General features: G+C 53.6%; 23 protein-coding genes and 2 tRNA genes. 12 read left to right on the plus strand and 13 right to left on the minus strand.

Annotated features, from left to right (window positions below):
• Positions 1-17 precede the first annotated feature (17 nt).
• Together RO22_RS13360 and RO22_RS13365 are read right to left on the minus strand one after the other, a co-directional pair.
• Positions 18-1,316 (minus strand): NCS2 family permease, encoded by a 1,299-nt coding sequence (locus RO22_RS13360; protein WP_009286934.1) that lies wholly within the window; start codon positions 1,314-1,316, stop codon positions 18-20.
• 228 nt (positions 1,317-1,544) lie between these two features.
• A complete protein-coding gene (locus RO22_RS13365; protein WP_022523243.1) occupies positions 1,545-2,174 on the minus strand; it encodes a riboflavin synthase in 630 nt (209 codons plus the stop codon).
• A 565-nt stretch (positions 2,175-2,739) separates the two neighbouring features.
• Here RO22_RS13365 and RO22_RS13370 point away from each other — a divergent pair.
• From RO22_RS13370 to RO22_RS13385, 4 genes are all read left to right on the plus strand, one after another.
• Entirely contained in the window at positions 2,740-3,798 is a 1,059-nt protein-coding gene (locus tag RO22_RS13370; protein ID WP_022523241.1) for a methionine ABC transporter ATP-binding protein, read from the plus strand.
• Positions 3,779-4,432, plus strand: a complete 654-nt coding sequence (locus RO22_RS13375) for a methionine ABC transporter permease (protein ID WP_041158653.1) — start codon at positions 3,779-3,781, stop codon at positions 4,430-4,432. Before RO22_RS13370 ends, RO22_RS13375 begins: the two co-directional genes overlap by 20 nt.
• 102 nt (positions 4,433-4,534) lie before the next feature.
• Positions 4,535-5,326, plus strand: a complete 792-nt coding sequence (locus tag RO22_RS13380) for a MetQ/NlpA family ABC transporter substrate-binding protein (protein WP_007114419.1) — start codon at positions 4,535-4,537, stop codon at positions 5,324-5,326.
• Positions 5,327-5,423: 97 nt separating this feature from the next.
• A complete protein-coding gene (locus RO22_RS13385; protein WP_022523239.1) occupies positions 5,424-5,906 on the plus strand; it encodes a GAF domain-containing protein in 483 nt (160 codons plus the stop codon).
• A gap of 93 nt (positions 5,907-5,999) precedes the next feature.
• Here the strand turns inward: RO22_RS13385 and RO22_RS13390 are convergent.
• Both RO22_RS13390 and RO22_RS13395 read right to left on the minus strand, forming a co-directional pair.
• A tRNA-Val gene (locus RO22_RS13390) sits at positions 6,000-6,076 on the minus strand.
• A gap of 22 nt (positions 6,077-6,098) precedes the next feature.
• A tRNA-Val gene (locus RO22_RS13395) sits at positions 6,099-6,175 on the minus strand.
• A 233-nt stretch (positions 6,176-6,408) separates the two neighbouring features.
• Here RO22_RS13395 and RO22_RS13400 point away from each other — a divergent pair.
• On the plus strand, positions 6,409-7,479 hold the full coding sequence (locus RO22_RS13400; protein WP_009286938.1) for an endonuclease/exonuclease/phosphatase family protein: 1,071 nt from the start codon (positions 6,409-6,411) through the stop codon (positions 7,477-7,479).
• 36 nt (positions 7,480-7,515) lie between these two features.
• On the opposite strand, the gene RO22_RS13405 is transcribed toward RO22_RS13400, so the two are convergent.
• On the minus strand, positions 7,516-8,892 hold the full coding sequence (locus RO22_RS13405) for a class II fumarate hydratase (RefSeq protein WP_041158504.1): 1,377 nt from the start codon (positions 8,890-8,892) through the stop codon (positions 7,516-7,518).
• Between the two features lie 296 nt (positions 8,893-9,188).
• Between RO22_RS13405 and RO22_RS13410 the strand changes: the two genes are divergently transcribed.
• Entirely contained in the window at positions 9,189-9,563 is a 375-nt protein-coding gene (locus RO22_RS13410) for a phasin family protein (RefSeq protein WP_039859040.1), read from the plus strand.
• Positions 9,564-9,673: 110 nt separating this feature from the next.
• On the opposite strand, the gene hda is transcribed toward RO22_RS13410, so the two are convergent.
• From hda to RO22_RS25210, 3 genes are all read right to left on the minus strand, one after another.
• Positions 9,674-10,381 (minus strand): DnaA regulatory inactivator Hda, encoded by a 708-nt coding sequence (hda, locus tag RO22_RS13415; protein WP_009286940.1) that lies wholly within the window; start codon positions 10,379-10,381, stop codon positions 9,674-9,676.
• Positions 10,378-11,508 (minus strand): AI-2E family transporter, encoded by a 1,131-nt coding sequence (locus tag RO22_RS13420; protein WP_009286941.1) that lies wholly within the window; start codon positions 11,506-11,508, stop codon positions 10,378-10,380. Before RO22_RS13420 ends, hda begins: the two co-directional genes overlap by 4 nt.
• A 143-nt stretch (positions 11,509-11,651) precedes the next feature.
• Entirely contained in the window at positions 11,652-11,774 is a 123-nt protein-coding gene (locus RO22_RS25210) for a hypothetical protein (protein WP_255200381.1), read from the minus strand.
• On the opposite strand from RO22_RS25210, the gene purM reads away from it, so the two are divergent.
• Both purM and purN read left to right on the plus strand, forming a co-directional pair.
• Positions 11,773-12,840, plus strand: coding sequence for a phosphoribosylformylglycinamidine cyclo-ligase (purM, locus tag RO22_RS13425; protein WP_027957471.1), 1,068 nt, complete (start codon positions 11,773-11,775; stop codon positions 12,838-12,840). The two genes, RO22_RS25210 and purM, sit on opposite strands and share 2 nt — an antisense overlap.
• Entirely contained in the window at positions 12,837-13,592 is a 756-nt protein-coding gene (gene purN / locus RO22_RS13430) for a phosphoribosylglycinamide formyltransferase (protein WP_009286943.1), read from the plus strand. The genes purM and purN overlap by 4 nt, the downstream gene beginning before the upstream one ends.
• A gap of 83 nt (positions 13,593-13,675) precedes the next feature.
• On the opposite strand, the gene dcd is transcribed toward purN, so the two are convergent.
• The 4 genes from dcd to cobA form a co-directional block, all read right to left on the minus strand.
• Complete coding sequence (gene dcd, locus RO22_RS13435; RefSeq protein WP_009286944.1) at positions 13,676-14,242, minus strand: dCTP deaminase; 567 nt, start codon at positions 14,240-14,242, stop codon at positions 13,676-13,678.
• 11 nt (positions 14,243-14,253) lie between these two features.
• Positions 14,254-15,054, minus strand: a complete 801-nt coding sequence (gene apbC / locus RO22_RS13440) for an iron-sulfur cluster carrier protein ApbC (protein WP_009286945.1) — start codon at positions 15,052-15,054, stop codon at positions 14,254-14,256.
• A 174-nt stretch (positions 15,055-15,228) separates the two neighbouring features.
• Positions 15,229-16,398, minus strand: a complete 1,170-nt coding sequence (locus RO22_RS13445) for a hypothetical protein (protein WP_041158505.1) — start codon at positions 16,396-16,398, stop codon at positions 15,229-15,231.
• A gap of 204 nt (positions 16,399-16,602) precedes the next feature.
• Positions 16,603-17,424: a uroporphyrinogen-III C-methyltransferase gene (gene cobA, locus RO22_RS13450; protein WP_051430467.1), complete on the minus strand. Its 822-nt coding sequence runs from the start codon at positions 17,422-17,424 to the stop codon at positions 16,603-16,605.
• Positions 17,425-17,667: 243 nt separating this feature from the next.
• Between cobA and RO22_RS13455 the strand changes: the two genes are divergently transcribed.
• The 4 genes from RO22_RS13455 (at position 17,668) to RO22_RS13470 (ending at position 21,752) form a co-directional block, all read left to right on the plus strand.
• Positions 17,668-18,570: a GGDEF domain-containing protein gene (locus RO22_RS13455; protein ID WP_022523231.1), complete on the plus strand. Its 903-nt coding sequence runs from the start codon at positions 17,668-17,670 to the stop codon at positions 18,568-18,570.
• Between the two features lie 30 nt (positions 18,571-18,600).
• Complete coding sequence (locus RO22_RS13460; RefSeq protein ID WP_022523230.1) at positions 18,601-18,939, plus strand: 4a-hydroxytetrahydrobiopterin dehydratase; 339 nt, start codon at positions 18,601-18,603, stop codon at positions 18,937-18,939.
• Entirely contained in the window at positions 18,940-20,130 is a 1,191-nt protein-coding gene (locus RO22_RS13465; protein ID WP_041158506.1) for an aromatic amino acid transaminase, read from the plus strand.
• Positions 20,131-20,267: 137 nt separating this feature from the next.
• Positions 20,268-21,752, plus strand: coding sequence for a uracil permease (locus tag RO22_RS13470; protein WP_027957474.1), 1,485 nt, complete (start codon positions 20,268-20,270; stop codon positions 21,750-21,752).
• Here RO22_RS13470 and RO22_RS13475 read toward each other — a convergent pair.
• Entirely contained in the window at positions 21,749-23,083 is a 1,335-nt protein-coding gene (locus RO22_RS13475; RefSeq protein ID WP_041158654.1) for an MATE family efflux transporter, read from the minus strand. The two genes, RO22_RS13470 and RO22_RS13475, sit on opposite strands and share 4 nt — an antisense overlap.
• Positions 23,084-23,089: the final 6 nt, after the last annotated feature.

A 23,089-nucleotide genomic window follows, 5' to 3' on the forward strand; every position in this document is an offset into this window, starting at 1 on the left:
AAAGTGGTAATGATCAATCAAACCAAGAAAAGGTATCTTGTCGCAAACAGCAACGCCAAAATAATCACCGCCGGATTCAGGTCGGCAAAACGGCCCGACAACGCCTTGATCGCTACATAGCTAATAAAGCCAAGCGCAATACCTTCGGCAATCGAGAACGTCAGCGGCATCGCCAGGGCGGCAATCAGTACCGGCGCGGCGTCGGTGGGGTCTTCCCAGTTCGCGTGAGCCAAACTTCCTGCCATCAATACCGCCACATACAGCAGCGCACCTGCGGTAGCGTAGGCCGGAATAGAACCCGCCAGCGGAGCGAAGAACAGGCTGATCAGGAACAGAACACCAACCACTACCGCCGTTAACCCAGTACGGCCACCCGAAGCGATACCCGCCGTCGATTCAATGTAGCTTGTGGTGGTGGAAGTACCCAAGGCGGCACCCGCCATTGACGCGGTGCTGTCGGCCATCATGGCGCGACCAATGCGCGGTAACTTGCCATCCTTGTCCAACAGCTTGCCGCGGTGAGCAACGCCTACCAGGGTGCCGGAGGTATCAAATAGATCCACAAACAGGAAGGCAAAGATCACGCTAAGCATCGCCACATCCAGCGCGCCCATCAAATCCATCGCCATAAAGGTAGGTGCAATAGAGGGTGGCATCGACATCAGGCCCCCATACTCATTATGGCCGAGCACCATTGCAACAATAGTAATCCCCAAAATCCCGATCATGACGGCACCAGTCACTCGCAAGTAAGAGAGCGCGGTAATCACAAAGAAGCCCAGCAGCGCATAAATAGCCGCGGGTTGGGAAAGATCACCTAAGGAAACAAAGGTCGCGGGGTTGGCAACCACGATACCGGCGTTCTTAAGCGCTATCATTGCCAGGAAAAGGCCAATACCAGCGGCGATCCCCAACCGTAACGTCATAGGAATGGAGTTAATGATCCACTCGCGAATTTTAAAAATACTCAACAAGAAGAACGTTAGACCTGAGAAGAACACCGCCCCCAGCGCAGCTTCCCAGGTATAGCCCATCCCCAGCACCACGCCGTAGGTGAAAAAGGCATTCAAACCCATGCCTGGCGCCTGAGCTATCGGGTAGTTAGCCCACATCCCCATGACGAAACAGCCAATCGCTGCCGCTAGGCAAGTGGCGACGAACACTGCGCCGTAGTCCATCCCCGCTTCAGACAAAATGCTCGGGTTGACAAAGATGATATAGGCCATCGTCAGGAAGGTGGTGATCCCGGCGATAACTTCTGTCTTCACGTTGGTTTTGTGCTCGGAGAGCTTGAAATAGTTATCCAGAAGTTTCATGAATCTTTTTATCCTTAGCGCTAACGCCGCATGAGTATGCGTTCTGGTGCTGAGAAAAGCCGCACATACTACCGAAACGCTCGCTGTGATGCGAGCGCCTCAGCGTAGCGACCAATGTTGGCGGAAATCGCCCGCCGCCTAATGTCTAGCAATCTTTAGGCCATGAACTAACCGATCGGTCAACCCATTAACCAAAAAAGCTGATTATTGCCATTGCCGCGTCACTTACTAAACGCCGCTTTTTTGAGAAAGCACTCGCTCAACGGTTTCAACGATCACCTGGGTTTGCGGGTCAATTTCAATATTGACCTGATCCCCGGGGGCTCGATCCTGAAGCGTGGTACGCGAAAGTGTCTCAGGAATTAAATTGACGCTGAACTCCACATCCCCACTTTCAGTGGGGCGTACATCCCCAATGGTCAAACTAATACCGTCCACCCCGATATAGCCCTTTTCAAACACGAATCGGCCCAGTCGTTCCGGCAGCGAAAACCATAGCCGACGGTTGTTGGGGGCCTCTTCGATGGCCACCACTTCTGCCATGGAAATGATGTGGCCTGACATGGAGTGTCCGCCTATCTCATCACCAAAGCGCGCCGCGCGCTCTATATTGACGCATTGCCCAGGGGTGATTGCACCAAGATTAGTCAATCGCAGCGTTTCACGCATCAAATCAAAACTAACGCTATCCCCCTCTATGGCCGTTACCGTCAAGCAAACGCCGTTATGAGCAACAGACGCTCCGACCTCAAGCCCTTCGCGCATCGCGGGGGGCATTTCCAACACATGCACGCGAAAATCATCCAGCTCGCGTACCGCCACAACCCTGGCTACCCCTTGCACAATGCCAGTAAACATAAGGCGCTTTCTCCTCATCTAATAAAAAAGCCGTGTAATTCAAATAAGTCGTAAAGAGCAAGTAGCAAAAGCGCTCAATGAATGGCGCAAGCTTCCTACTGCTCCCTCACCGCCGTGCATTCTGCCTTGAGGGTTTCTTGATCCCGCCATTCTACGCCATTGACTTTTCTATGGCTGCTTTCAACTCAAGGTAACTTCATCCAGCTGCACATCTTTAAAAACGCACGCACAGAACTAAAAACTTAAATATTTATAAAAATCAGAAAATAATGCTGACTCGGCGACTTACAACATAAAATCAGATGGATAAAATTGACAAGGCAGCGACCTATCTCTAAAATTTTGCCGCAAATGTAATGACGCCGATTTGTACCCAGATTGCGGGCGTCCACCTAGTCTATGGCTTAGTATTTAGCCTACTGATTGAGTGAAGTGCAGCTAAACGGGTGTGTCCAGCGTTGATGGCCACCCATTGGGGTGGCCTTTTTTATTTTCTATTCGATACTGGCCCTCCCCCAGCTCGCATCCCGCACTCCGTCTTCGGCCTACCGTTAAGGCAGACGCTATGATTGAACTTAGCAACGTCAGTAAAACCTATTTCAGTAACAACAAGGGCAGCGGCGCAAATGCCGTCCATGCACTCAAAAATGCCACTCTCAGTGTGCCCAAAGGCACTATTCACGGCGTCATCGGCCTCTCCGGCGCAGGTAAATCAACGCTAATTCGCTGCGTTAATCTCTTAGAGCGCCCCACGAGCGGCAGCGTCACGGTCGATGGTCAGGAAATGACCCAGCTGAGTAACGCCGCGCTTAATCGTGCGCGTCACCGTATTGGCATGATTTTTCAACACTTTAATCTATTGACCACACGCACGGTGTTCGACAACGTTGCCCTGCCTCTAGAACTAATGGGGCAAAAACGCCACACCGTCCGCGATCGCGTTATTCCGCTCCTGGAGATGGTAGGCCTGGCAGATAAGGCCAACCAGTACCCTGCTCAGCTTTCCGGCGGTCAAAAACAGCGTGTGGCGATCGCCCGGGCGCTAGCCAGCAAGCCGCAGGTGTTGCTCTGTGATGAGGCAACCTCTGCGCTAGACCCACAAACCACCAGTTCAATACTGGAACTGCTGCGCGATATTAACCACCAACTGGGCATTACCATCCTGCTGATCACCCACGAGATGGAAGTGGTCAAATCGATTTGCCACCGGGTGAGTTTGATCTCGGACGGCGAACTGGTGGAAGACGCTGAAGTCGGCGACTTCTTTACCGCTCCGCGTACCCAGCTTGGTCGTGAGTTTCTTAACGACTTCCTCCAGCTAACACCGCCCAAAGAGCTGATTGAGAGACTCCTTGATGCCCCAGGCGAAAACACCCACCCTGTGGTACGCCTAACCTTCTCTGGCGATGCAGTCTCGACGCCGCTGATTTCCCGCCTTGCTCGAGAGTGCGGGGTCGATGTCAGCATTTTACAAGCAAAAGTAGAGTCGATTCAGGAGCGCACCCTGGGCCTGATGATTGCGGAACTACTCGGCTCTCCGACGCAAACCCAGCAAGCCATGCACTATCTCGAATCTCATCAACTGCAAGTGGAGGTACTCGGCCATGTCCAGCGCAATGATTGATCTCATTTTACAGGCCACGCTGGATACCCTTTATATGGTGGCCGTTTCAGGACTTATTTCTACCCTCGTCGGCTTGCCCCTTGGGGTAATGCTGTACGTTACACGCCCACGGCAAATATTGGCGAAGCCCGTACTTAATCAAGTACTGAGCATTATTACCAACGTTGGTCGCTCCATCCCGTTTATTATTTTGATGGTAGCGATCATTCCTTTTACGCGCATGTTGGTGGGCACCTCGATTGGCATTAATGCCGCGTCGGTACCGCTCACGATTGCCGCTATTCCGTTTGTCGCTCGGCTTATCGAGGCTGCACTTAATGAAATCTCGCCAGGATTAATTGAAGCCGCCCAAGCCATGGGCGCAACGCCTTGGCAAATTATTCGCAAGGTACTGATTCCGGAAGCTCGCGGCGGGATCATGACGGGCTTAACCATTACCGTTGTCACACTGGTAAGTTACTCCGCCATGGCCGGCGCAGTGGGCGGTGGCGGTCTCGGCGACTTAGGTATCCGCTACGGCTATAACCGCTTCAACCCAACCATCATGTTGATTACCGTGGTGATTTTGGTCGTCATGGTGCAGGGTTTTCAGAGCTTGGGCGACTACTTGGTACGCAAAAGCGATCGCAAGTAGCCACTCGTTTATTTGTCATCCATTATAACTAAAATGCATTAGACAACAGTTTTTTATTGCCGCATCATTGCACCATCTATCAAAATGCCACTGGAGAGATTCATGCAAAAACTGATTATTGGCAGCCTTACCGCCCTGGCGCTTGCCGTTAACGTCGCCAATGCTGAAACGCGCAGCATCAAAATGGGCACCGTTGCGGGCCCTGAAACAGAAGTGATGGAAGTTGCAGCGCGCATTGCCAAAGAAGAGTACGACCTTGATGTAGAAATCATCGAGTTCACTGACTACGTTACCCCGAACGCAGCCCTTGCAGACGGCAGCCTAGATGCCAATGCCTACCAGCATGAGCCCTATTTGCAGTCGATGGTCGACGATCGTGGCTATGACCTGGCAATCGCTGGTTACACCTTCGTGTACCCGATTGGTGCTTACTCAGAAAAATACGACAGTATCGACGACCTGCCTGACGGCGCACAAATCGCACTGCCCAATGACCCTTCAAATGAAGGTCGCGCGCTGATCCTGATGCACAACGAAGGCCTGATCACCCTTAACGATCCAGAATTTCTCGAATCAACACCGATCGATATCGCTGAAAACCCCCGCGACTTCCGTTTCCGCGAAATTGAAGCCGCCCAGCTCCCCCGCGTGCTGCCCGATGTCGACATGGCGTTCATCAACAACACCTTCGCTCAGCCTGCTGGCCTAAGCCTGGATGACGCCTTGATCAAAGAGGGCCCCGAGTCTCCTTACGTCAACCTGATCGCGGTTCGCGGCGGTGACGAAGAGCGTGAAGAGATTCGTCAACTGGTCGACGCCTATCAGCGTGATGAAGTGATCGAGAAAGCCGAAGAACTATTCAAAGGCGCAGCAGTTCCTGGCTGGATCGAGTAATACCGCAAGCCATCAATAGATGACGTCAGGCCGACACGCATAGGTAACCCCAAATGCAAACGTGTCGGCCTGTTGCGTTTGTAGCAAAGGATCCCTCATGCAAAACAGTGTTGACTACCCTCTTCTCAATCGACAGCTTGAAGCGCTGCTCGATACACGTGATTGGCTCACCAACAGCGCGCAAACCTGTGCGTTTATTCACCAACAGCTTAGCGACTTAAACTGGGTAGGCTTTTACCTTCAACGCCAGCCTGATGTGTTAGGTCTAGGCCCTTTTCAGGGGCAGCCCGCCTGCCACCCGATTCCCTTTAGCAAAGGCGTATGCGGCGCGGCTGCTCGCCAACAAACTACCCAGCGAGTGGACGACGTACACGCGGTTGCCGACCATATTGCCTGCGACGCCAACTCTCGCTCTGAACTGGTGATTCCCATCGTAGTCGATGACAACCTATGGGGCGTACTGGATTTGGATAGCCCGCTGGAGGCGCGCTTCACACAACAAGACCAAGCAGGCATTGAGGCCCTGGTAGCAACGTTTATGCGCCAAACTGACCTACCCGACCTAATTCAAAAGAGCTAGTTAAAAGCTATAGTCTACAAAATAAAAAACGCCATATAACACCCACACAAAAACGCCCCAAGCATCACTGCCTGGGGCGTTTCTGATAAAAGCTGGTAGGACCAGGCGGATTTGAACCGCCGACCTCCACGATGTCAACGTGGCGCTCTAACCAACTGAGCTATGGTCCTGAAAAGGGGTGTGGCATAAGGCTGGTAGAACCAGGCGGATTTGAACCGCCGACCTCCACGATGTCAACGTGGCGCTCTAACCAACTGAGCTATGGTTCTATTGCGCTATCTGTTCTATTGCACTTTCTGAGATGGGCTATTGGATAGCCGCGCGCCTTGCAACGGATGCATATCTTACGCTCTTATCACTGAATTGCAAGTTCTTTTCCATTGCGCGCCCTCTCCCGCCAGCCTTAAACCCATTACGAATAGAGGCTCAATTCGACACCTGTGACCTTCTAGCGCTAGGCTTAGCGCTTCAAGGTGCTGGGTGTTCTATAGGGAGATAAACCATGCTGGGTATTTTGCTAGGAAGCATAGCGATCGTACTGTTATTGGCGACGCTGATTGCAAGAATACATTTACACTGGTGGTGGATCCGCAGTTTTGAATTTCCACGCCTGCAGATCGCTTGCCTAGCTTTAATCACTTGGCTATTAGCCGCTATCTTCGTTGAGCCTGGCCCTTGGCTATGGGTAGCCCTGCTCGCCTCAGGCATCACTTTACTGTTTCAAGTCTACTATATTCTGCCCTGGACACCGCTGTGGCCGGTGCAGGTCAAGGCGGCGAAGAGTAACGATTCAGATAAAACGATCACGCTGCTGATCGCTAACGTACTGACCCCTAACCGGCAGGCCCAAGCGCTGATCGATATGATTAAACAGCATCAGCCCGACATAGTACTGACCCTGGAGTCAGACCAGTGGTGGCAAGATCAGTTAGATCCGGCTCTCGCAGAGCAGTGGCCGCACAGCGTTAAAATCCCGCTCGACAACCTTTACGGCATGCACCTTTACTCGCACCTGGAGCTCTCTAACACCTCGGTGGAGTGGCTAATTCAGGACGACATCCCGTCTATTCACACCCGAGTGACGCTTGCTAACGGCGATAGCATTCGCTTTTACGCGTTACATCCCCGTCCACCGGCCCCCAGTGAGAGTGAAAAATCCCTTTGGCGGGATGCTGAACTGCTATTGGTCGGCAAGAAAATTCATGAAGATCCCCAAGCAACGTTGGTCGCCGGGGATCTGAACGATGTAGCGTGGTCGCGCACTACGCGACTTTTCTGCCGCGTTGGCGGCATGCTCGACCCACGCCGGGGACGTGGTTTATTCAGCACCTTCCACGCCAAATATCCCGTGTTGCGCTGGCCCCTTGACCACATTTTTGTGACCGAACACTTCACCTTAGTCGGCATGCAGCGCCTGAGTTACTTCGGCTCCGACCACTTCCCGATACTGGCCACCTTTTGCTACCGCCCTTCGCGTCAAGATGAGCATGAAACGCCCGAAGCCGATGCTGAGGAGCGCAGCGAGGCCAGCGAAACGATTCAGGAAGGTAAAACCGAAAAGCAGGAAACCTGAACGCGGTTGGCCTAAAGATAGCTGACCTTAAACGTGTTACTCAGGAATGCCTCCGTGCGTTAACGCGACCGGATCCAGCAGCCGCTCTAGCGTCTCCCGATCAAGGTCAGTTTTCTCCTCCGCCACATCAATAATTGGCCTCCCCGCCTGGTAAGCCTCTTTGGCGACAGCGGCGGCGGCGTTATAGCCAATCACGCCATTTAGCGCCGTTACCAAAATGGGATTTCTGGCCAGCGGGCCTTCCAGGTTATCTTCACGAACCTTAAAGGTGGCAATCGCACGATCAGCCAGCAATCGAGCGGTATTACTCATCAAGCTTATAGACGTTAATAAGTTGGAAGCCACCAACGGCAACATCACGTTCAGTTGAAAGTTACCACTCTGCCCGGCCACGGTAATCGCGGTATCCAGGCCAATAACCTGGGCAGCGGCCTGGGCGGCTGACTCAGGAATAACAGGATTAACCTTCCCAGGCATAATTGAGCTACCGGGCTGTAACGCCTCGAGCTCAATCTCGCCCAGCCCCGCCAGCGGCCCCGAATTCATCCAGCGCAGGTCGTTGGCTATTTTCATAATCACGCAGGCTAAGCCTTTCAACTGCCCCGAGAGCTCTACCGCCGCATCCTGAGACGAGAGGCTGGCAAAGAAGCTGTCATTAGGGGTAAACATCAACCCGGTCTGTTCGCTCAGCTCTTGGGCGACCTGCTCAGCAAAACCGATAGGAGCGTTAATGCCGGTCCCCACGGCCGTACCACCTTGAGCTAATCGGCACAGCCGTTTCATGGCACTATCAAAGCGCTCAATGGCCTGACCTAGTTGGCTAGACCAAGCACCCAGCTCTTGATCCATACGCAGCGGCATGGCGTCCATGAGGTGAGTACGACCGGTTTTTACCACATGGCTCAGCTCACTGGCCCGCTTGTCGATAGTGTCACGCAGGTGGACAAGGGCTGGGCGCAACGATTCGTGCACCGCGATGGCAGCCGACAGGTGAATGGCCGTGGGAATCACATCATTGCTGGACTGCCCCATATTGACGTGATCGTTCGGGGTTACCTCAACGCCTTCACGGCTTGCCAATGTAGCCAACACCTCGTTGACATTCATATTGGTGGAGGTACCTGAGCCAGTTTGAAACACATCGATAGGAAAGTGCTGGTCATGCTTGCCCGTTAACACTTCCCGCGCCGCTTTTTGAATCGCTTCCCCCCGCGCACTATCAAGCCCTCCTAGCGATTGATTAGCCCGGGCTGCCGCTAGCTTGACACGCGTGACAGCGTGAATAAAGGCCGGGGGCATGGGCGAATGAGAGACAGGGAAGTTATTGATTGCCCGCTGGGTTTGTGCCCCATAAAGAGCCTCAGAAGGCACTTCCAACTCGCCCATGCTATCGCGTTCCATCCGTGTTGCCATTGCTCTTTCTCCCATCAGTAAGATTAATGGTGATGCTTATCTGAGCGCATAGCCAACCTATCGTTCACTCGCTAAAGCCACATCCACTGCCTTCAAGCTAGCTGGTTAGACCATAGGGGTAAACAGGCTCTTGCCCCGTGCACTTTAAAATGCCAAAAACCAAATGTTGCACTGCACAAAAACAGTTGCTATGCTGCACTGCAAGATAGCTTATAAATAAAGTTACCCAATTAAATAAGCAGCGCCAACCTCTGGATAGCTGCTTTTGGTAAGACTAACCCCAGGAGGGTATGATGATGCGTACATTAAATACTAACGAAATGACTCAGCAGTTTGACAACATGTTCATGGCGCCAGTACGCGCTTACATGGCGCTGAGCATCGATTACAGTGAAAAAATGATTAACGCTCAGATGGACGCCAGCAAAGCTTATGCCGACACCGGCATTGCGCAAATGCGCCAAATGATGGAAGTAAAAGACGCAGAGGGCCTGCGTAGCTACATGGAAGGCCAGCAAAAGGTAGCTAAAGAGTTGGCTGAGCGTGTTAAAGGCGATACCGATAAAGTCGTATCTCTGCAGCAGGACTTTATCCAGAAAAGCCAGAAAATTACCGAAGACAACGTTAAGCAGGCGCAAACCGCTGCTAGCAAGTTGAACAAAACCGCTTAATCGCTTATTGAAACAGTAAGCTAGCAAGCATGTTTTATAAAACGCCCCTGTCGGCTCTCGCTGACAGGGGCGTTTTAGTCGTTGCCTTTAGCATTTCTGTACCAGCCGTTTCACCAACCGAGGGCGGATTTCACAAAGGGAATAGTAAGCTTGCGCTTGGCTGAGAGCGATGCTTTATCCAGAGTCTCCACCGCGCGACACAGCTCACCTAACTCGCGGGGGCCACGATGCAAGATATAGCGCCCAACATCATCGGGGAGCTGCATCCCTCTCACACTGGCGCGCAGCTTTAGCGCTGCCAAACGCTCTTCGTCATCCTCCAAAGGGTGAACATGAAACGTTACCCCCCAGGTCAGGCGCGAAGCCAAATCCGGTAGCACCACGTTTAATTGACGCGGTGAAGCACTGGCGGCAATCACTAATTTCTTGCCAGCATCTCTTAGCCGGTTAAAAGCATGGAACAGCGCTTCCTCCCAGCGCTTGCGACCAATCACACACTCCAGGTCATCAATGGCGACCAGATCCAGGCGCTCGATGTCTTCCAGCATTAATGGCGGAAAGTGGCCCAAGTCATCCAGGGGGAGATACAGTGCTCGTTTATCTGCATCGGACGCCGCATGACACGCCGCCTGTAAAAGATGGCTACGCCCTACCCCTGGCGCGCCCCACAGATAGAGGAACTGCTCCCCCTCCGGGGTAAGCTGCTGGGTAAGGTGTTCTACCAGCGGCGTATTTGCACGCGCCACATAATAATTATCAAAGGTCGCGTCATCACGCAGACCAATTCCCAAGGGAAGCTGTGCCGGTGCTCGGCTCATGGTGACTCCCGTCCATCATGATGGCCCAGCTCATCGTTATGTGAAGAGCTGACCTCAATGATTGGCGTATGTTTATCAGTATTTTGTTCGTCGTATAACTCGCTATGCTGATAGCGAACTTTTACTTCTTTTAGCAGCACTAGAATCACCGCGGCAACAGGCAGAGCCAACAACACCCCTGTTAGGCCAAACAGATTCCCCCCCGCCAGCACGGCGAAGATAACCGCGACCGGATGCAGGCCAATCTTATCGCCCAACAATTTAGGCTGGAGAATCACACTCTCGGCCATTTGGCCAATACTAAACACCAGGATAACGCCTAACACCGCCCACCAGGTGGCGTACTGGAACAGCGCCACAACAAGGGCAATCACCAAGCCGACAATAAAACCCAGGAACGGGACAATGCTCACCAGTCCGGACACAAAGCCGATCAATAGGCCAAAGTTGAGCCCCATCAACGTTAAGCCCACCGCATAAATAATCCCTAAACAGAGCATTACCAGCAGCTGGCCGCGTAGAAACGATGACAACACTTCATCACAGCGACGCGCCAACCGGAAGGTATCATCCGCCCACTGGCGTGGCACGAGATTGGCAATATTGGTCAGCAGGCGGTTCCAGTCCAAAAGCAAATAGAAGGTCACCACAGGAATAAGTGCCACATAGGTGATCCAAGAGGCAAACGCCATACCGGAGCGGCCAATTTGGCCTAGCGCCTGGGCTAGGTAGCCACCAGCATCGCGCCAGTTTTCGACCAGCGTCTCGCGCGCGTTGGTTAACTCCGCGGTCAAGTCATAACCTGTCCACTCTTGTACCTGAGGAGCAAGCGTATTTTCTACCCAATTGAAGATACCCGGAATAGCTTCGCCCAGCTGTTTAAGCTGCTGAACAAGCAGCGGGATCAATATCAACAGGCTCGCCACGAGGACGACCAACAGTACTAAAAACACACTGCTCACCGCGAACGGCCGATTCATGCCCCAGCGCTGGAAACGGTTAGCCAGCGGGTCAGCTAAGTAAGCGAGAATCATCCCAGCAATAAAAGGCATCAGCGCCGCGTCTAACAAATAAATTAAACCGCCTATTACCACCAAAAATAGGACGCCCCACCAAGAATTCCGCATAGTTCCCTCTCAAACGTGGATTTAATCCGCTAAATATCACTTATCGTTACTATGGCACTGATCACGACACACTTTACTTATCACTACTAACTTTCACTCGCCACTACTATGCCGCAAATGAACGAAAGTCGCGCGTCTGCTTTTCATCCTGCGCGACGGCGGTGCGGCCAGCGTCGCTGAGTGTTACAATCCGCCAAAGTTAAGCCCAGCACTGGCCAATTCGCCAGCACTACCAGCACCGCTATTTGCTTCACAGGATCTGTCATGACCGAGACCTCTTCTTCTTCGGCTACTCCTTCCCTCAGCTATAAGGATGCAGGCGTCGATATCGATGCCGGTAACGCCCTTGTTGACCGCATTAAACACGTTGCCAAACGCACGACTCGCCCCGAAGTCATGGGCGGGCTTGGCGGCTTTGGCGCGCTATGCGAGATCCCCGCGGGCTATCGGCAGCCCGTGCTCGTCTCAGGTACCGATGGCGTCGGCACCAAGCTGCGCCTGGCAATGGATCTTGGCAAGCACGACACCATTGGTATTGATTTGGTCGCCATGTGTGTCAACGACCTTATCGTGGCTGGCGCCGAACCGCTGCTATTTCTTGACTACTATGCCACGGGTAAGCTCGATGTGGATATTGCTGCTGACGTTGTCACCGGCATTGGCGCTGGTTGCGAATTGGCTGGCTGCGCCCTGGTAGGCGGCGAAACCGCCGAAATGCCGGGTATGTACGAAGGCAGCGACTACGATTTAGCGGGCTTTTGCGTGGGCGTGGTTGAAAAAGCAGATATTTTAGATGGCAGCAAAGTGGCCGAAGGCGACGTCATATTGGGGCTTGCCTCATCCGGGCCACACTCCAACGGCTACTCATTGATTCGTAAAATCCTTGAGGTCAGCGACGCTTCTCTAGAGACCGACATCGCCGGTAAAACCCTTGGCGATGCGCTGATGGCCCCCACCCGCATCTATGTCAAATCACTGCTCTCCTTGATGCGCGGTAGCGAGATTGCCGTGCATGCGTTATCACACATCACCGGTGGCGGTTTGCTTGAAAACATTCCTCGCGTACTGCCGGACAACCTCGCTGCGCATATTGATATTGCCAGTTGGCAGCGACCAGCCGTGTTTGATTGGCTACAGGCCAATGGAAACGTGAATGAAACTGAAATGCACCGCGTGCTCAATTGCGGTATTGGGATGGTCGTTGTGGTGCCGCAGCATCAAGCAAAACAGGCAATGGCTCACCTGGAAGCCGAAGGCGAATCCGTTTATCGTCTAGGGCAGATCGTTGAACGCCAAGGGGACGCCGTTATTTTGGAGAACCTCTCGGCATGACCAATACGGACTACCAGAGCGATACCATTAAAGACGTAACACCAGAGCCTCTCGGTGCACGCCGCATTGTCGTGCTTATCTCTGGCAGCGGTAGCAATCTTCAGGCGCTGATTGATGCTCAGTCCCACGACCGCTTAGGCGGCGGTGAGATTGTCGCAGTGATTTCCAATATTGCTGACGCCTATGGTTTGAAACGCGCACACGAAGCGGGCATTGAAGCGGTTGCCCTCCCCCACAGGGAGTATGATAGTCGCGAAGCCTACGACGGCGCCTTGATCAAAGTCATTGAGCGTCACGAGCCGGATCTGATTGTACTGGCGGGCTTTATGCGCATTTTGACGCCTCGCTTTGTGCAGCGCTTCCTGGGCCGTATGCTGAATATCCATCCTTCATTGCTGCCAGACTACCAAGGGCTCAACACTCACGCCCGCGCCCTGGCAGACGGTGTTGCCAGCCACGGCTGTAGCGTTCACTTCGTCACCGAAGAGCTAGACGGTGGCCCAGTGGTACTGCAAGCGGAGCTGCTGGTCAACGCGGACGACACGGCTGAAACACTGCAAGAGAAGGTTCGCTCCCGGGAACACCTAATCTACCCGATTGCAGTGCAGTGGTTTTTGGAAGGCAGGCTGCAGTTCAGTGCCGAAGGCGCCAAAATGGACGGTCATCTGCTACCGGAACACGGTATGCGGCTTTCCCACGCTGATGCTGCAGAAGAGCTTGATGAGGAGCTCGACGAAGAGTCGCAGGATTAGCATGAAAACGTCATCATAAGCATTGAAAAGCGCCTTACGTTTTTGCCGTAAGGCGCTTTTTTGTAGCAATGTACTTCGTATAACTAGGTACGCGGCAAGGTTACCCCACGCTGCCCCATATACTTTCCGCCCCGGTCTTTATACGAGGTTTCGCATACTTCGTCGGACTCTAAGAACAACATCTGGGCGACGCCCTCATGAGCGTAGATTTTTGCCGGCAGGTTGGTGGTGTTAGAGAATTCCAGCGTAACGTGGCCCTCCCACTCGGGCTCCAGCGGCGTCACGTTGACAATAATGCCGCAGCGCGCGTAGGTGGATTTCCCCAGGCAAATAGTCAGCACGTTACGGGGAATACGGAAATACTCCACCGTGCGCGCCAGCGCAAAAGAGTTCGGCGGAATAATACAGACATCGCCTTTAATATCGACGAAGCTGTTCGCGTCAAACGCTTTGGGATCAACAATCGCTGAGTGAATATTGGTGAAGACTTTGAATTCGTCTGAGCAGCGCACATCGTAACCGTAGCTTGAGGTGCCGTAGGAAATCACGCGCTGTTCGTTCACGTAGCGCACTTGCTCGGCTTCAAACGGCTCAATCATCGCGTCGCTTTTGGCCATGCGACGAATCCAATTATCAGATTTGATACTCATTTATGTCGTTATCACTCACTAAAGGAAATAGTTGGGCCGTCGCCTTGATTCGCGCTAACCGCTTCAGCGACTTTTTGGGCAATAGTCGCAAAGGTTTGACTCACCGCCCCGTCAGGTTCGGATACCACACTCGGGCGTCCCGAATCTGTCAGCTCTCGGATGGAGAGCGTCAGCGGCAGGCGTCCAAGTACTTGGGTATCGTACTCCTGGGCGATATTATCGCCACCACCTGTGCCGAAAATAGCCGCTTCATGGCCGCACTTTTCGCAGTGGTAGAGGCTCATATTTTCCACCACGCCAAGCACCGGCACGTTGACCTTGCGGAACATTTCGATCCCTTTACGGGCATCTAACAGCGCAATATCCTGTGGGGTGGTCACAATCACCGCCCCTGCCACCGGCACTTTCTGGGCCAGGGTCAGTTGGATATCGCCAGTGCCTGGGGGCATGTCGATCAATAGAAAATCGAGATTATCCCATTGGGTTTGCGTCAGCATCTGTTGAAACGCGCCCACTACCATCGGCCCGCGCCACACCATTGGCTCACGGGTATTGACCATAAATGCCATCGACATGGCCTGAATGCCATGGGCCTGGAGCGGAAGGAATTTGTCATTACTTGCCGCCTGGGGGCGCGTACCCTCTTTAACACCGAGCATTTGTGCCTGGCTGGGTCCATAGATATCCGCATCCAGGACACCCACGCGATAGCCCTGTGCTGCCAGCGCTAATGCCAAATTCACGGTGACGGTGGATTTTCCCACGCCTCCCTTGCCCGATGCCACTGCAATAATATGTTTAACCCCATCCATTCAATGGCACTCCTCGTTTTAAGCTCTTAATAACTGAATTAACGTTGAGTGAATGATACGCCTCACAGCCAAAATCATAAACCAACAACAAGTGGGCGGATGCCGGTTCCCCGACATCCGCCCTTACTTTTCTAACGCGAAAGGTGCGTTACAGCATTACTATCCCGCCACTTATTAGCCAGCGTTTTGCTGCGACTCTTCACTGCCACCATCACTGTCATTGGCACTCTCACTTGAAGAGTTCCCATCTGACGAGCCCCAATTCGACGAGCTATCAGAAGAGCTGCTCGGGGAAGATGATGCAGCCTCACCCGCTGACTCTTCTGCATCGGCCAAACGGCTGTCTAACGTCGACAGCTCATCGCGCCATTCACTTAACTGGCTCTCTAAACGCTCTAGCTGGCTTTCACGCTTTTCAATATCACTCTCAACGCTGGCCACTTCTTCACGCCCAATATCCAGGGCAACCATGACGTCATCCAGCTCACTGCGCACCTGACTCAAGCTCTGCTCTTCTTCTTCGCGCAGCGCCGTTAGCGAATCAACATCACTTTGCAGCTCATCGCGTTCGCTGGTGAGTGAGTCACGCTCATTTTTTAGCTCACCAAGCTCGCTCTGGACACTCGAAATTTCCTCTTCTAAGCCACTTAGCTGTTCATTTGACTGGCTAATCTGATCTTCCAGCGAGGACAACTCATCTTCGGTATTGCCCAGCTCTTCAATCGCTTGCTGACGCTGCTGCTCCGCTTCCTGACGGGCAGCCTCAGCCTCCTGGCGGGCTTCTTCAGCACTAGAACGCGCTTCTTCTACTTGCTGGAGGGCACTTTCCGCCTCATCCCGAGTGCTGGTGATTTGATCACGCTCTTCGCGCAACGCAGTCATCTCGCTTTCAGCGCTCTCTACCTGCTCATTAAGAGAGGCAATTTCTTCTTCCAGCGCATCGCGCTCGGACTCAAGCTCTTCTAAACGCGACTGCACATCGCTGACATTGCCTTGGGCACTCTCAAGCGACGAGCTGGCCTCTTGCTGTTGAGCCTCAAGGGACGCCATCTCCTCTTGCAGCGCGGCTAAATTGGTTTCAGCTTCCTCAATTTCGCTAATGCGCTGGCTCATTTGGCTATTTTCCTGCTCAGCGCTGGCGAGCTGCTCTTCTAAGCTATCGACACGATCCTGGCGAGAACCTGCATTAGACTGCGCCATAATGGCCCAGATAACGGCAATGGCGGCGATACCAGCAATCGCTTTTACCCGGTTATCTTGAAAGAGGGTTTTCATGTCCGACTTTTTAGCCGGTTCTGGCTTGTTGGCAGGCGACTGGTGATCCGAGTGGTTTGCTTCCGACATTATGCGTTCCTCTATGGTCTTAGCTAACGTTTGTCCAAGCTAACAACAATCAGTTGCGCGATGATCAAGTACATAGGTAATGCGCTAACCGTGAATGCTCTCCCCCTTCAGCATACACAGCTCACTGTATCTAGCCAGTCTGTTTGCAAAATCGTGTACAAATGTTGCTACTGCGTTACCAGACAGGTAGGAACGATTATTATTTTAGCCAGAAGGAGGATGCTTTCCCTCATGAAAACCAGAGGCCTCTCCGCTCAGCGCATCAAACCAATCCAGTGTGGTATGCAGTGACACTACGCTGCCCACTATTAGCAGCGTAGGCGGTTTAATGTGGCCCGCCAAGAAAGTATCTGGTAATCCAGATAACGTCCCCACGTGGGTACGCTGTCGGCGGGTCGTGCCCTGTTCAATCAGCGCCAGCGGTGTGTCTGGCGCTAAACCATGCTTAACCAGCGCCTGGCTGATCACCTTTACGGTGCCCAGCCCCATATAAAACACCAAGGTTTGCCCAGGCCGCGCTAACGCATCCCAATCAAGCTCACACTCCCCCTGCTGTAAATGCCCGGTGATGAAACGCACCGACTGGGCATGGTCGCGATGGGTCAAAGGAATGCCCGCATACGCCGCGCAGCCTGATGCCGCCGTCACCCCTGGGATGACTTCCACGCTCACTTGTGCTGCCACCAGCGCCTCAAGCTCCTCTCCGCCCCGGCCAAAAATAAACGGATCACCACCTTTAAGGCGCACGACACGCTTACCCTGCTGAGCCCACTTTACAAGCGCTTGATTAATCCCCTCTTGAGGGACGCTGTGCAGAGAGCGTGCTTTACCCACATAAAATCGCTGCGCCTGTGGCGGTATAAAGGCGACTATTTCACCGCTAACCAAGCGGTCGTACAGCACCACTTCAGCGGACTGCAGTCGCTTATACGCTTTTAGCGTCAATAACTCCGGGTCGCCAGGGCCCGCGCCCACTAGACTTACCAGGCCGTATGGCTGAGCCGTTTGCTCTCGTCCTGCTTCCAAGAATCCACCCCAGGAATAAAAAAGTTTTTTAATATGCAAAAAAGTAATTAATTTTACCACTAAATGCCAATAACACCTTGTCTATTGCTTATAATGCAATCGAATATATATAAATAGAACATATATATTCTAAAAAAATATAGATAATAGCCATTTTGTCTGCAATGGCTTACATCCTGATTACGTATTTAGGGCTAATCTTCACGATCGAATTTAAATTGGCATATGTTTGGAGATTCACGCATGCCCGTGAATGATATAGACGCACCAGAGCGAGTCAGTGCAGACCACCTCGTACCCCACATACCCGGCGTTATCTTTCAGTTTCATCGCGCGCGCAATGGCCATATGCGGTTCCCCTACTTGGAGGGCGGCGGCGTGGCTCTCAAACATATTGACCGGGAACTGCTCGCCGAAAATGCAGGGCAGCTAGTTGAGCAACTGACCGGCAACGACCACCCCAAGATAATGTCCGCTATCGAACGCTCAGCCCGCTGGATGTTGCCTCTAACCACACGCTTTAGGCTACCGTTTCCACAAGACAAACCACACTGGATTGCGGTTAGCGCCAAACCAAAGCCCGTCGTCGATGGCGTGCAGTGGAACGGCATAATGATGGATATTAGCGATCAAGTCAGCGAAGAGCAGCGGCTGCGCAAACTATGCGATACAGACCCCCTGACTCAACTCCCCAATCGGCGCAAGCTCATGATGCACTTAACCCATGTTGCATCGCTTAGCGCCCGCCACGGCACACCGCTCTCCATCATGATGATCGATATTGATCACTTTAAGCGGCTTAATGATCGTTGGGGACATCTGCACGGGGATGATGTGCTTAAACAGTTGGCAACCTACGCCCAGTCGCTGCTGCGTTGCGAAGACATGGTGGCTCGGTTGGGAGGAGAAGAGTTTATGGTCGTGCTGCCGCTTACTCCGCTGCAGCAATGCCATGCACTTGCCGACCGCTTACGCCAGGCTATCAGTGTACGCGACTTCGGTATGGGGCCAGGCCAAGTGACGCTGAGTATTGGGGTTGCCGAATATCGCTGTGGCGAACCCCTCACGAGTCTGATCGAGCGGGCCGACCAGGCGCTGTATAGCGCCAAAGACGTTGGTCGTGACTGCGTTTGCCATCTACGCTGATAAAGCATACTCAATTGCAGGAGCCAAACAATGACAAGGCTAGCCGACGCCATTTGTGAACCGTGCAGCAAAGATGCTCAACCTTTAAGTAAAGATGAAGCCCAAGAGCGGCTAAAAAGCCTCAGCCAGTGGCAGATTGTCGAGCACGATGGCATCATGAAGCTGTCGCGAAGTTTTAAATTCCGTGACTTTGCCAGCGCATTGGCATTTACCCAAGGCGTTGGCGATATTGCAGAGCAGGCTGGCCATCACCCCGTTATCGTGACCGAGTGGGGCAAAGCCACCGTCACGTGGTGGTCTCACGCTATTAAAGGCCTGCATCTTAATGACTTCATTCTTGCCGCCAGAACCGACGAGGTAGCCGAATAAATGTTTGAGCATATTGAGCGAGTCCCAGGAGATGCCATTCTCGGGCTGATCGAAGCTTTCAAGAAAGATACCAATCCGCAAAAGGTGGATTTAGGTGTTGGTGTTTACCGCGATACCCAAGGCAATACGCCGGTAATGCGCGCCGTTAAGGAAGCAGAAGCTCGCCTGCTCAAGAATGAAACGACGAAAACCTATATCGGTTCTCACGGCGCGCCCAGCTATGGTGAAGTAGTACTTCCCATGGTTTTCGGTGCTGAGTCACCGGTACTCAAAGCCAACCGTGCCAGCGCTACCCAGTCGCCTGGCGGCACCGGCGCCCTGCGCCTAGCAGCCGACTTCATTTCCACTCAGTTGCCGGGCAAAGGTATCTGGGTAAGCGACCCAACATGGCCCAACCACCACGGTATTTTTACCGCCGCGGGTATTGAGCTGCACAAGTACCCCTACGTTGACCCCGACAACCGTCTCGACTTCGACGGTATGCGTGCAGCGCTAAAAAGCATTCCAGAAGGCGATGTAGTCGTACTCCACGCCTGCTGCCATAACCCGACCGGGTTTGACCTTTCCCACGACCAGTGGCAGGAAGTATTAGAGATCGTCCGTGAGCGCAAGCTGCTGCCGCTGATCGACTTTGCCTATCAGGGCTTTGGCGAAGGGCTGGACGAGGATGCTTACGGCGTTCGCTTACTGGCGGAAAACCTCGACGAAGCGATCATCACCAGCTCCTGCTCCAAGAACTTCGGTATTTATTGTGAGCGTACCGGCTGCTTGATCATGGTGGCAAAAGACAGCGAGCAGATGGACAACATTCGCTCACAGGTCGCGATCGTGGCACGGGAAAACTACTCAAACCCGCCTGCACACGGCGGCGCTATCGTCAGTGAGATCCTCCACGATCCAGAGCTGACTGCGCTATGGCGTGAAGAGCTCACCGAAATGCGTGACCGTATCAATACTCTGCGTCGCGATTTCGTTGAAGCACTGAAACCCTATGGCCTGGACGAGAAGTACGCCTGCGTAGCTGAACAGCGCGGTATGTTCTCCTACACAGGCTTAACGCCGGAACAGGTAGATCGGTTGCGCGATGAGTTTGGCATCTACATGGTACGCTCGGGTCGCGCTAACGTAGCGGGCTTCTCCCATGAGAACCTGCCCTACCTGGCCAAAGCGATTGCCGCTGTCAACGACTAGCTAGCAAGCATTGCCGCACTACAAACGCCCAGGCCTACCTGGGCGTTTTTGTGTGCTGAACACTTGACCGATTAGTCAACACTTCGGCACACTCAGCGTTGCCTTGTATACAACACACCATAATCAAGAGGCCTAACATGGCGGCTGCCAGCACCCACTACCCCTGGTACAAAAAAGAAGACACCGACGCGTTCTTCGCCCTGTTCCAAAACAATATTGCCAACTTTGTCATTATTGCCATCACCATGCTGGGCATGGGATTCCCCTCTTCCATTGTCTATGGGCAGGTGCTGCCAGGCGCGGCAGTAGCGGTAATGGTCGGTAATTTCTACTATGCCTGGAGCGCGGCAAGACTGGCCCGCAAGGAGAACCGTGCCGATGTAACGGCGCTCTCTTACGGTATCTCAACGCCGGTTATGTTTGTGTTTCTATTCGGCGTACTGCTACCCGCCAAACAGCTCACCGGTGATGCAGAAATGGCCTGGAAAGTAGCCGTCGCCGCCTGCTTTATCAGCGGCGCCATCGAAGCCGCAATCAGCATAATTGGCCGCTGGGTGCAGTACCACCTACCGCGCGCTGCCATGCTGGGCGCCGTTGCGGGTGTCGCACTGACGTTTATCGCCGGTGAAATGCTGTTCAAAACGCTGGAAATGCCGATTATTGGTCTACTGGTGCTAGCGATCATTATTGTTGGGCTGGTCGCACGAGTGAGTATGCCGTTTAAACTCCCCACCTCACTATTCGCCATTATCGTCGGCACCACCATGGCCTATTTGATTGGCGACGCCGGCACCGAGCGCTTTAGCGATGCGTTCACGCACTTGGGCTTTTATCCATTACTTCCCAACCTAGCCTGGTTTGAAGGGCTGGGATTACTGCTGACCAGTATGCTGGCGGTACTCACCGTGGTGCTGCCGATTACGCTCTATAACGCCATTGAGACGATGAACAACGTCGAGGCGATGGAGGCCGCAGGCGATAAGTACGATGTGCGGGAGTGTCAGGCGGTTGATGGCGCAGGCACCATGATTGGCGCGCTGTTTGGCGGCGTCTTTCCTACCACGGTCTATATTGCCACCGTAGGGGCCAAGTGGATGGGCGCAGGCCGGGGCTACAGCCTTCTCAACGGCGCGGTATATGCGCTGGCTACCATGTTCGGCTTAATCGCTGCCCTAGCCGCAATCATTCCCGTTTCAGTGGTCGCACCGATTTTGGTCTTTGTCGGTATGTCGATGATTGCCACCGCGTTTCAGTCCAACGACACACGCTACTATCCTGCCGTGGCGTTGGCCATGCTACCCTACTTCGCCAACTACGTGATGACGCGCTTTAACCGCGGGGCTGGTGAGGTCGTCACCGATATATCCAGTGCCATTGTGGTGATGGGCCAAGGGGCTATGTTTATGGCCATTCTGTTGGGCGCTATGACGGTATCGGTGATTGATCACCAGTTCCGACGCGCGGCCGCCTTCGCTGCCATTGCCGCGGGCTTTTCCTTCGTTGGGCTGATGCACGCCCCCGAACTGTCATTCAATGCTGCCCCAGAGTTCGTGATGGGCTACTTAGGGATGGCGCTGCTGTTTATCTACTTCTCCTTTCAGGAAGCTGGGCGCCTGCGTTAATTAACGAATCCCGCCTGCCGATGCGGGCGGGAAAGAATGCGCCGCATGACTTGCCACGCCATCAAGCCTGCCAGCAGGTTGCCTACGGCGGCGCCCGCCGCCAGCCCCCACCAACCGAAGAACTGTGAACCTAACCACAGGCAGGGCAAATAGCAGATAAACAGCCGTGCGCTGGATAGCAGCATCGCTCGCAGCGGCCAACCTAGAGCATTGCCCGCCGAAACCACTAACATACAAACGCCCAGCGCTGCGTAGCTTGGCAGCAGAAAGCGAATCAGCAGGGTCAGCTCGTTTTGTACCTCTGGATTGCCTGCTAAGGCCATGGCTAGCCAGGGAGCCCCCAGGGCCAGTAACACGCCCAGACTAAGCTGCCAAACCAGCGCGACCTTTACCGCCAAACGCATAAGCTGCTGAATTTGCCCCCAATCTCCGGCACCATAGCAGCGTCCTAACCACGGCGGTAGCGACATGGTCATAGCCAGAATAACCATCAGGGAAAGCGTTTCCAAACGGCTCGCCAACCCCCAGGCCGCTACTTCACTTTCACCCAGACCCGCCACCACTGAGATTGCCAGCATCGCAGCCAAGGGCGGCATCAGTTGGCTGACCATCGCGGGGGCGGCAATGCCAGTAAACGGCCGCCACGACTGCCTCGCCTCTAGCCATAGGCCTTGCTGCGATGCCCACTGGCGTTTGAGCAGTTTACGTGTAGTGACCAACAGACCCACTGAGAAGGCAATTGCAGTTGCCCAGGCAGCACCGGGCAATCCCCAACCCTCCCAATCGCCGACACCAAAAATCAGTAGTGGATCGAGCACCAGGTTCACAACACTACTGAGAACCATCATTTTACCTGGTAAACGGGTATCGCCATGGGCACGGAAAATGCTGTAGCTGAAATAGAGCAGTGCTCCCAGCCAGGCGGACAACAGTTGCGGCCCCCAGTAAATATGGATATAGGAAAGCGTCGCTTCATCGGCGCCAAGGAGCTGAAAAACGGGCACATGGAACACCCACAAGGCAAACGCCAACAGACCAATCACTCCGCCACCTGCCATTAATACCAGGCTGCTCAAGCGCCTCGCTCGCTCCCCTTCCCCTGCGCCGAGCGCCCGGGAAATAAGTGCCGCAATGGCGATACCCATACCCACTTGAATGCCGATAATCAGAAATGACAGCGGAAAGGTGAACGACTGCGCCGCTAGCTGTGCGGTACCCAAACGGGCAATAAAGGCGCTATCAACAAGTTGAAAACCCAATAGCGCCAACACCCCGATGGCCATTGGCCAGGTTTGCCGCCATAGGGTTATCGCCAACTCGCGTTGCTGCATCACAAT

This window comes from Halomonas sp. KHS3 (assembly GCF_000830495.1).
Classification (GTDB): domain Bacteria; phylum Pseudomonadota; class Gammaproteobacteria; order Pseudomonadales; family Halomonadaceae; genus Vreelandella; species Vreelandella titanicae.